Below are 9,549 nucleotides of genomic sequence, written 5' to 3'. Positions count from 1 at the left end.
GGCTTCGTGCGACACCCTTGTCGCGACCAGCTTCGTAGGGTGGGCCAAGCGCAGCGGGCCCACCGACCCACGCCTTCACGCCCCGCCGCGGTAGCCCATCTGCCGCCACGCCTCGTACACCACCACCGCCGCCGCGTTGGAGAGGTTCAGGCTGCGGCTGCCGGGCAGCATCGGAATCCGCAGCCGCTGTTCGGGCGGCAGGCGCTCGAGCACCGCCTGCGGAAGCCCGCGCGTCTCCGGCCCGAACAGGAAGGCATCGCCGGATGCAAAGGCCGGATCGCTGTGCGGACGGGCCGCCCGCGTGGTCAGCGCAAAGAGCCGGCTGATCGGCGCCGATTCCAGGCAGGCGTCCAGGCTGGCATACTCCCGGATCTCGGCGAACTCGTGATAATCGAGCCCCGCCCGGCGCAGCCTGCGTTCCTCGAGCGCGAAACCCAGCGGGTGGATCAGGTGCAGCCGGGCACCGGTGTTCGCGGCAAGACGGATGATGTTGCCGGTGTTCGGCGGGATCTCCGGTTCATAGAGGACGACATGCAACATGGCTGAACATCCCGCTGATCCGCGCCTGCAGATCTCGTTCTGCGGGCTGCCGTTCAACACTCCGCTGGTGCTGCTGTCGGGGTGTGTCGGATTCGGGGAGGAATATACGCGGGTTGCGGGATTTTCCAACCGCGACGCCGGCGCGATCTGCCTGAAGGGCACGACCGGCGACGCGCGCCTGGGGAACCCGCCGCACCGGGTCTACGAGACGCCGGACGGCATGCTTAACGCGATCGGCCTGCAGAATCCGGGCGTGGGGCACGTGGTGGACGCGATCCTGCCGACCCTGGACTTCTCCGAGACGCGGTTCATCGCGAATGTCTCCGGCTCCACGATCGAGGAGTACATTGCGGTCACCCGCCGCTTCGACGACTCGCCGATCGATGCGATCGAGATCAACATCTCCTGCCCCAACGTGAAGGAGGGCGGCGTCGCCTTCGGCAACGACCCGGACATGTCGGCGCGGGTGGTGGAGGCCTGCCGGTCGGTGACCTCGAAGCCGATCATCACCAAGCTGTCGCCGAACCAGACCGATATCGCCGAGAACGCGCGCCGGTGCATCGAGGCCGGCACCGACGGCTTTGCGGTGATCAACACCCTGATGGGGATGGCGGTGGACGTGGAGCGGCGCGAGGCGGTGATCGGCAACAACCAGGGCGGGCTCTCCGGCCCGGCGATCAAGCCGATCGCGCTGCTGAAGGTGCACCAGGTGCACCAGGTCGCGGGTCCGCACGGGATCCCGATCATCGGGCAGGGCGGCGTGCTGAATGCGCGCGATGCGCTGGAGTTCCTGATTGCCGGCGCCAGCGCGGTGGGTGTGGGCACGGGCCTGTTCTACGATCCGCTGTGCCTGCCCAAGATCCTGGACGGCATGAGCGGCTACCTCGACCGCCACGGGATCGCCCGCATCAGCGACCTCACCGGCACCCTGCGCCTGCACGGCCACATCTCCGCCTGCGATCTTCCGCCTGTCTCGGATTAGCGCGAGCGTCCCGCACCCCCTCCCCGCAAGCGGGGGGAGGGGGCCTTCATCGCTCGGGGCGGCGCGGATCGCGACGATCGTCAGTGTACGTCCGGCTGGTTGGTGCCGGGCTGATCGAGGCCCAGTTCCTGGATCTTGCGGGTGAGGGTGTTGCGGCCCCACCCGAGCAGCGCGGCGGCCTGCTGCCGGTGGCCGTCGGTCATCCTCAGCGCCTCCAGGATCAGGGTCCGCTCGAATTGCGGCTGCACCACGGACAGCAGATCGCGGGAGCCCCCGCGCCAATGAGCCCGCGCCCGCTCGGCGAGGTCGCTGGTCCAGTCGCGGCCCGGCCGGGCCGGACCCTCCTGCGCCGAGGCGGACTGCGCAGGCTGACTCCGCAGTTCCGGGGGCAGGTCCTCGAGATGCACCTCACGGCCCGAGGCCATCACGGTCAGCCACCGGCAGGTGTTCTCCAGCTGCCGCACATTGCCCGGCCAGCGCATCGTCTGGAGCTCGGCCATCACCTCCGGGCGCATCACCTTGGCATCGACGCCCAGGTCGCGCGCGGCCTCCTGCATGAAGTGACGGGTCAGCAGCGGAATGTCCTCCGGTCGGTCGCGCAGCGCCGGCACCTGGATGCGGATCACGTTCAGGCGGTGGAACAGGTCCTCGCGGAACAGCCCGGCCGCAACGCGGTCCTCGAGGTTCTGGTGCGTGGCGGCGATGATGCGCACGTCCACGCGGATCGGCGTATGGCCGCCGACCCGGTAAAAGGTGCCGTCCGAGAGCACCCGCAGCAGGCGCGTCTGGAGGTCGAAGGGCATGTCGCCGATCTCGTCCAGGAAGAGGGTGCCGCCGTCGGCCTGCTCGAACCGGCCCTTGCGGCCCTGGCTGGCGCCGGTGAAGGCGCCCCGCTCGTGTCCGAAGAGCTCGCTCTCCAGCAGATCCTTCGGGATCGCGGCCGTGTTCAGTGCGATCAGCGGCTGGCTGGACCGCGGGCTGTGCTGGTGCAATGCGCGGGCGACCAGCTCCTTGCCGGTGCCGGACTCGCCGTTCACCAGCACGGTGATGTTGGAGCGCGAGAGCCGCCCGATCGCGCGGAACAGCTCCTGCATCGCCGGTGCCTCGCCGATCAGGGCCGTGGCCGCGGCGCGGTCGGCAACGCTGCCCGACGACAGGCTCTCCCGCCGGGCCTGGAGCGCGCGCTGCACGAGCCCGACCGCCTCCTCGAGATCGAAGGGTTTGGGGAGGTACTCGAAGGCACCGGTCTGGTAGGCGGAGACCGCGCTTTCGAGGTCCGAGAACGCGGTCATGATGATTACCGGCGGCGGATCCGGCTGTTCGCGCAGCCGTGCGAGGAAGTCCAGCCCGTTCAGGCCCGGCATGCGCACGTCCGCGAGTATCGTGTCGGGATTGTCGCCTGCCTCCAGCGCGCTCCAGGCCGAGTCGGCCGATTCGAAGCCGCGGACCTCCAGCCCGGCGCGGTCCAGGGCCCGCTCCAGGACCCAGCGAATCGAATCGTCGTCGTCGATGACCCATATGTTGGCGTTCATGGCGCGCCCTCCAGCGGCAGCAGCACGTCGAAATCGGTGCGGCCCGGGCGGGAGTGGCACTCGATCAGGCCGTGGTTGAGCTGCATCAGGCTCTGTGCGATCGGAAGACCGAGGCCGGTGCCCGATGCCCGGCCGGTCACCATGGGAAAGAAGATGCGCTCGCGGATCTCCTCCGGGATCCCCGGCCCGTTGTCGCGCACCCGCAGGAGGGCGACCAGGCGGTGACGCTGTCCGGAGATGGTGTACTGACGCAGGATCCGTGACATCAGCCAGATCTCGCCGTGGTCACCGAGGGCCTGGATCGCGTTCTGCACCACGTTGAGCAGGGCCTGCACCAGCATGTCGCGATCGACCAGCAGGTCCGGGATGCTGGGGTCATAGTCGGCGTTGATCTTCAGGCCCAGCGGCAGCTGCACGCTGACCAGTCCGCGGACGTGCTCCATCACCTCGTGAGCGTTCACCCGCTCGCGCCGCGGCATGTTGCTGGGCCCGAGCATGCGATCCACCAGGCTGCGCAGCCGGTCGGCCTCGCGGATGATGATCCGTGTGTATTCGTGGAGCGAGGGATCGTCCAGTTCGCTCGCCAGCAGCTGCGCGGCACCCCGCAGGCCACCCAGCGGGTTCTTGATCTCGTGGGCCAGGCCGCGGGTCACCGCGCGGGTGATGGCCTGCTGCTGGCGCAGCTGATCCTCGCGCGTGATGCGCTGGTGGCGATCGATGGCCGTGAGCTCCACCAGCAGCCGCCCGCCCGAATCCTCCTCCTGCAGCGGCGAGATCATCAGGTCGGCCAGGAATTCGGGTGCGCGCAGCGGCCGCAGCCTGCGTCCCCGCAGCGAGACGGGCTGCCCCTCGTCGAGCACCCGCTCGAGCTGGTTCGCGAGATTGCGGTCCAGGGGCAGCCAGTGTCCCAGCGACCCCCCGACCACCCGATCGCGGCTCAGACCGAGCAGCATCTCCGCGGCACTGTTGACCGCGAGCAGACGAAGCTGCCCGTCGGTCACCAGTACCGCGGTGGAGAGTTCATCCAGCCACTGGCAGGGGACCGGGCTCGTCGGGGCCGGCAGGGAATTGACGGTCATCGACGGGCCGAAAGCAGGAATTGCGCCAGCGTGCCGGCCGCTGGCGACTCGGCCCCATGGTACGGCCCCATTCGCACGTCATACTGGTTGATCGCCAACCGGATGATCGGGGATGCTCCGCCGTTGCAGAACGCCCTGCCGATTCCGCCACAACGCCGTGGGACGATCATTCGCGCGCGGCGCGCACTCCTCCAGGGGCCAGGGCGCGCAGGCGCGGGCGCCGCGCGCGAACAGGACTGCCAAACGGGCGTGAGGCTCATGTCGGGCAAAGCATAGCACCAAACTGGTGCGGATATTGCCCATGCGCACCAAATTGGTGCTCAGCATTGCGGAATCTGCGTCCGCATGCCCGGGATGGTCGTCTCAGTCGTCCGCCGCTTCTTCGCCAGGCCCGGTCTCCGCATCCGGTGCCATCGGCTGCCCCGGGACGGACTCGGCTTCGTCGGCCTGTGGGGCATCGCCCGCCGACGGGCGAATCTCGACCGGCTCCGCGCCACGCTCTGCGGGCGGGCTGTCCCCGAAGTGAACAGTGCCTTCCGCGTCCACCCAGCGATAGATCCCTGTGGCGTTGGCGGCAGCGAGCGTGGCCAGGGCCAGCAGCAGTATCGCCGTGGCTGCCGCGGAAGGTCGAATCTTTGAGCGTTTTCCGGTCACCATTGGAACAGGATCCACTGTGGAGGAACGAAATCCGGCCCGAGCCCGCGCCGGCGGGTGTCCAGCATGCCATCGCCGGTGGTATCGACGAGATAGTAGGGGCGCCCCATCCGCGGCACCACCTCCACCAGAAACAGGCGTCCTGCCACCCGGTATTCGCGGATGAGGCCATCCGGCCGCTCGATCAGCGTGATGTCGGCCTCCTCGAGCATCTGCAGCTGGCGCGCCCGCTCGTCCATTACCGGCGGCGGCGCATCCTCGTCGATCTCGGGGGGTGGCGGCGCATCGGGCCAGTCCCGGGGCTGGGCGCCGGCTGCGGCCATCAGCGCGAACAGGGCAGTGCCCACGATCCAGCGCCGGCACTGGCAGCGGGCGCGCAGGGCCGGGGTCGGCCCCCGTGCAAACCGTTGCGTGGAGCCGGTGCTGCGGTGCCCGAGGGCAGTGGCCTCCGCGGTCATGCCGGGCTGTCCTGTCTTGTCCGCATGCGGCGCTAGAGCTCCATCAGGCGTTGCTTTTCCTCGGCCGACGGTTCGAAGCTGCGCGTTTCGTAATACTCGAAGATCGCGTCAACGGCCGCCTCCGGGGTGTCCACCAGCGAGTATAGCTGCAGATCCTTGCGCGAGATCGTGCGGCGCTCAACCAGCGTGTTCTCGAACCAGTCCAGCAGGCCGCGCCAGTAGCTGCTGCCCACCAGCACGATCGGGATGCGCCGGGACTTTCCGGTCTGCACCAGCGTCAGGATCTCGGCGAGCTCGTCCAGGGTGCCAAAGCCGCCCGGCAGCACCACGTAGGCCGACGCGTATTTCACGAACATCACCTTGCGTGCGAAGAAGTGCCGGAAGCCGAGCCCGATGTCCTGGTAGTCGTTCGCAAGCTGCTCGTGGGGCAGCTGGATGTTCAGCCCGATGCTCGGCGACTTGCCCGAGAAGGCGCCCTTGTTAGCCGCCTCCATGATGCCGGGCCCGCCGCCGCTGACCACCGCGAAGCCGGCATTCGACAGCTGCCGGGCCAGTTCCTCGGCGAGCTCGTAGTCGGGGTGGCCGGGCGGAATCCGTGCGGAGCCGAACACGCTGACCGACGGCTTGATGCGCGCCAGCCGCTCGAAGCCCTCGACGAACTCGGCCATGATCTGGAAGATCTTCCAGCTCTCGCGGGTCAGCTCGGAGTCGTCGATCGGTGCGAGCCCGGGGTGGTCACCCCGCTCGCGCCAGTCCTTTCGGGGGTCGTGGTCCTGGCTCATCGCCGCAACCTGAGCACGCGCCCGGCGCGCTCGGCATCCCCCCGCTGTGGCCCGAAACACAGGGATCGCGGAGTGGGAGTGATCAGGGAGCGATGCGACCGTCCATCGCCTCTCCGGGTGTCTGGTGTTGCCATGCCCCTTAGCGTAACCCTGCCGGGCCATCGCGAACAGCCCCGCGGAGGCGGCACGGATTCGCGGCCCCTGCGGCCGCGCAGTACACTGGCCGGCCATCCCAACCGCAACTGCCCGCATGAGCGATGAAGCCCCACTGGTGCTGGTGGATGGTTCGTCCTACCTGTATCGCGCCTTTCATGCGCTGCCGCCGCTGACGGCGGCCGACGGCCAGCCCACCGGTGCCCTCTACGGGGTCGTGAACATGCTGCGCAAGCTGCGCGCGGACTACGCGCCGCGGCGCATGGCCGTGGTCTTCGACGCCCCCGGCAGGACCTTTCGCGACGACCTGTACGAGGCCTACAAGGCCAACCGCCCGCCGATGCCGGAGGAGCTGTCCGTGCAGGTCGAGCCCCTGCACGAGCTGATCCGGGCCATGGGGCTGCCGCTGCTGTGCATCCCCGGCGTGGAGGCCGACGACGTGATCGCGACACTGGCCGAGCAGGCGCGGGAGCGGCGGGAGCCGGTGGTGATCTCCACCGGCGACAAGGACCTCGCGCAACTGGTCGACGACGGTGTGACACTGGTCAACACAATGACCGGCACCGTGCTCGATCCGGAAGGGGTCCGCCAGAAGTTCGGGGTGGGACCGGAGCAGATCGTGGATTACCTGAGCCTGGTCGGTGACAGCGTCGACAACGTGCCCGGCGTGGACAAGGTCGGTCCGAAGACCGCCGCGAAGTGGATCGGCCAGTACGGTAGCCTGGACGCGGTGCTGGCGAATGCCGAGGCGATCGGCGGCAGGGTCGGTGAGAATCTCCGCGCGGCAAGCGAGCAGCTGCCGCTGTCGCGCGAGCTGGTCACCGTGCGGCGTGACGTGGACCTCGGGATCGACGAGCACGAGCTGACCCTGGCCGAGCCCGATACCGAGCGCCTGCGCGAACTCCTCACCCGCTTCGGGTTCCGACGCTGGCTCGACGAACTCGAGCCCGCCGGCGCCGAGAATCAGGGCGTCGGGGGCGCGGTCGGCGGCGTGCCCGGCGCCGAATACCACGTCGTGCGCAGCGCGGAGGCCCTGGATGCGCTGCTGGAACGGCTGGAGGCGGCCGAACTGGTGGCCTTCGACACCGAGACCACCAGCCTCGAATACATGCAGGCCCGGCTGGTCGGCCTGTCCTTTGCCGTCGAGCCCGGGAACGGCTGGTACCTGCCGCTGGCCCACCGGGGCGAGGATGCGGAACCACAGCTGGACATGGAGCGGACCCTGGAGCGCCTGCGCCCCTGGCTGGAGTCCGCCCGGCACGCGAAGCTGGGCCACCACCTCAAGTACGACCGCAACGTGCTTGCCAACCACGGCATCCGGCTCGAGGGCATCCGGGAGGACACGATGCTCGAGTCCTACGTGCTGGACGCCGGCGCCAACCGCCACGACCTGGACAGCCTCGCCGAGCGGCACCTGGGCCACCGGACCATCACCTACGAGGACGTGGCCGGCAAGGGCGCGAAACAGATCCCCTTCGCCGAGGTGCCGATCGAGCGCGCGACGGAATATGCCGCCGAGGATGCGGAGGTCTGCCTGCGGCTGCACGCGGCCCTGGCGCCGCGCCTGGCCCAGGCCGAAGGGCCGCGCTCGGTATACCGCGAGATCGAGATGCCCCTGGTGCCCGTGCTCTCGGACATGGAGCGCACCGGTGTCCGGGTCGATACCGGGCTCTTGCGCGTGCAGAGCGCGGAGCTGCTCGAGCGCATGCAGGAGGTCGCGGAGCTGGCCTTCGCGGAGGCCAGCGGCGCGTTCAATCTGGGATCGCCGAAACAGATCCAGGAGATCCTCTTCGACCGGCTCGGTCTTCCGGTGCTGCGGCGCACGCCCAAGGGCCAGCCCTCCACCGCCGAGGACGTGCTCGAGCAGATGGCGGCGGAGTTTCCGTTGCCCCGGCTGATCCTCGAGCACCGCGGCCTGAGCAAGCTGCGCAGCACCTACACCGAGCGGCTGCCCGAACGGGTCGATTCCGCCACCGGGCGCGTGCATACCTCCTATCACCAGGCGGTCGCGGCCACCGGCCGCCTGTCCTCCTCCGATCCGAACCTGCAGAACATCCCGGTGCGCACCGCGGAGGGCCGCCGCATCCGCCAGGCCTTCATTCCGGAGGACGGCATGCTGCTGCTGGCCGCGGACTACTCCCAGATCGAGCTGCGCATCATGGCCCACCTGTCCGGAGACCGTGGTCTGCGGGCGGCCTTCGAGGCCGGCGAGGACATCCACCGCGCGACCGCGGCCGAGGTCTTCGGCGCGGAGTCGCCGCAGGCGGTAACCCCGGAGCAGCGCCGCGCGGCGAAGGCGATCAACTTCGGGCTGATCTACGGGATGTCCGCGTTCGGCCTGGCGCGCAACCTGGGCATCGACCAGGGCCATGCCCGGGAGTACATCGAACGCTATTTCTCGCGCTACCCGGGCGTGCACGAGTACATGGAGGCCGCCCGCCGGACCGCGCGCGAGCAGGGCTACGTGGAGACCCTGTTCGGGCGGCGGCTCTACCTGCCGGAGATCGGCAGCCGCAACGCGGCCCGCCGGGCCCAGGCCGAGCGCGTTGCGATCAACGCGCCGATGCAGGGCACCGCGGCGGACATCATCAAGCGCGCGATGCTGAAGGTGTCGGCGGGTCTCGAGCGTGACCGCCTGCCGGCGCGGATGATCATGCAGGTCCACGACGAACTGGTGCTCGAGGTGACCAGGGATGCGGTGGCCGAGGTGCGCTCCGCGGTGATCGCGGACATGGCCGGCGCCGCGAACCTCTCGGTGGATCTGGTGGTCGATGTCGGTGTCGGGGAGAACTGGGATGCGGCGCACTGAGATGAGCACGACGCAATGAACGCGCGGACGACGACCACCGGCAGGCGGCTCGGCCGCCTGGTGCCCTGGCTCGCGGGGCTGGCGGCCATTGGGGCCTTGTGGGTCTGGGCCGACCGGCTCGTCCCGGGCCGCGATGCGGCGGCCTTGCTGGTGGTGGCGCCGGAGGATTGCGACCTGAACCAGCAAGCCTGCACGGCCGATCTGCCGTCGGGCGGGCAGGCGCTGCTCGATCTGGAACCCCGGCCCGTGCCCATGCAGGAGCCGCTCGCGGTCACGCTGCAGCTGACGGGACAGGATCCGGACTGGGTGGAGCTGGATCTGACGGGCGTGGAGATGTACATGGGTTTCAATCGCGCGCGGCTGGAACGCGTCGCGCCCGGAAGCTACCGCGGCGAGGCGATGCTGCCGGTCTGTGCCAGCGAATCGATGACCTGGGCCGCAACCCTGCTGCCCGAGGGTGCAGCGGAACGGGGCCAGGTGCAGTTCCGCTTCGTCACCCGGCGCTAACGGTGACGGCGCAAGCCGGGAGGTGGGCCCGCTGCGCCTGGCCCACCCTACGC

9 protein-coding genes are annotated in these 9,549 nt (G+C 69.5%); 3 read left to right on the top strand and 6 right to left on the bottom strand.

Annotation, left to right across the window (positions count from 1 at the left end; translation table 11 throughout):
- Positions 1-75: 75 nt before the first annotated feature.
- Positions 76-540 (bottom strand): tRNA (uridine(34)/cytosine(34)/5-carboxymethylaminomethyluridine(34)-2'-O)-methyltransferase TrmL, encoded by a 465-nt coding sequence (trmL, locus tag ACESMN_RS12405; protein WP_373053915.1) that lies wholly within the window; start codon positions 538-540, stop codon positions 76-78.
- Between trmL and ACESMN_RS12400 the strand changes: the two genes are divergently transcribed.
- The gene (locus ACESMN_RS12400) at positions 539-1,522 is read left to right on the top strand and encodes a dihydroorotate dehydrogenase (protein ID WP_373053914.1); all 984 of its coding nucleotides are present in this window, start codon (positions 539-541) and stop codon (positions 1,520-1,522) included. The two genes, trmL and ACESMN_RS12400, sit on opposite strands and share 2 nt — an antisense overlap.
- An 80-nt stretch (positions 1,523-1,602) precedes the next feature.
- Here the strand turns inward: ACESMN_RS12400 and ntrC are convergent, their stop codons facing one another.
- The 5 genes from ntrC to ACESMN_RS12375 all read right to left on the bottom strand — a co-directional run bounded on the left by ntrC (position 1,603) and on the right by ACESMN_RS12375 (position 6,027).
- Positions 1,603-3,054: a nitrogen regulation protein NR(I) gene (gene ntrC / locus ACESMN_RS12395; RefSeq protein ID WP_373053913.1), complete on the bottom strand. Its 1,452-nt coding sequence runs from the start codon at positions 3,052-3,054 to the stop codon at positions 1,603-1,605.
- The gene (glnL, locus tag ACESMN_RS12390) at positions 3,051-4,133 is read right to left on the bottom strand and encodes a nitrogen regulation protein NR(II) (RefSeq protein WP_373053912.1); all 1,083 of its coding nucleotides are present in this window, start codon (positions 4,131-4,133) and stop codon (positions 3,051-3,053) included. Before glnL ends, ntrC begins: the two co-directional genes overlap by 4 nt.
- 363 nt (positions 4,134-4,496) lie before the next feature.
- Positions 4,497-4,790: a DUF4124 domain-containing protein gene (locus tag ACESMN_RS12385; protein WP_373053911.1), complete on the bottom strand. Its 294-nt coding sequence runs from the start codon at positions 4,788-4,790 to the stop codon at positions 4,497-4,499.
- Entirely contained in the window at positions 4,784-5,110 is a 327-nt protein-coding gene (locus ACESMN_RS12380; RefSeq protein WP_373053916.1) for a DUF2782 domain-containing protein, read from the bottom strand. The genes ACESMN_RS12385 and ACESMN_RS12380 overlap by 7 nt, the downstream gene beginning before the upstream one ends.
- A gap of 167 nt (positions 5,111-5,277) precedes the next feature.
- Positions 5,278-6,027 (bottom strand): TIGR00730 family Rossman fold protein, encoded by a 750-nt coding sequence (locus ACESMN_RS12375; RefSeq protein WP_373053910.1) that lies wholly within the window; start codon positions 6,025-6,027, stop codon positions 5,278-5,280.
- Positions 6,028-6,277: 250 nt separating this feature from the next.
- Between ACESMN_RS12375 and polA the strand changes: the two genes are divergently transcribed.
- Both polA and ACESMN_RS12365 read left to right on the top strand, forming a co-directional pair.
- Positions 6,278-8,989 (top strand): DNA polymerase I, encoded by a 2,712-nt coding sequence (gene polA / locus ACESMN_RS12370; RefSeq protein WP_373053909.1) that lies wholly within the window; start codon positions 6,278-6,280, stop codon positions 8,987-8,989.
- 15 nt (positions 8,990-9,004) lie between these two features.
- Positions 9,005-9,496: a hypothetical protein gene (locus ACESMN_RS12365; RefSeq protein ID WP_373053908.1), complete on the top strand. Its 492-nt coding sequence runs from the start codon at positions 9,005-9,007 to the stop codon at positions 9,494-9,496.
- Positions 9,497-9,549: the final 53 nt, after the last annotated feature.

The organism is Thioalkalivibrio sp. (genome assembly GCF_041690275.1).
Classification (GTDB): domain Bacteria; phylum Pseudomonadota; class Gammaproteobacteria; order Ectothiorhodospirales; family Ectothiorhodospiraceae; genus Thioalkalivibrio.
The sequence above is the reverse complement of the archived record's forward strand: the minus strand, read 5'-3'. Positions and strand labels throughout refer to the sequence as shown.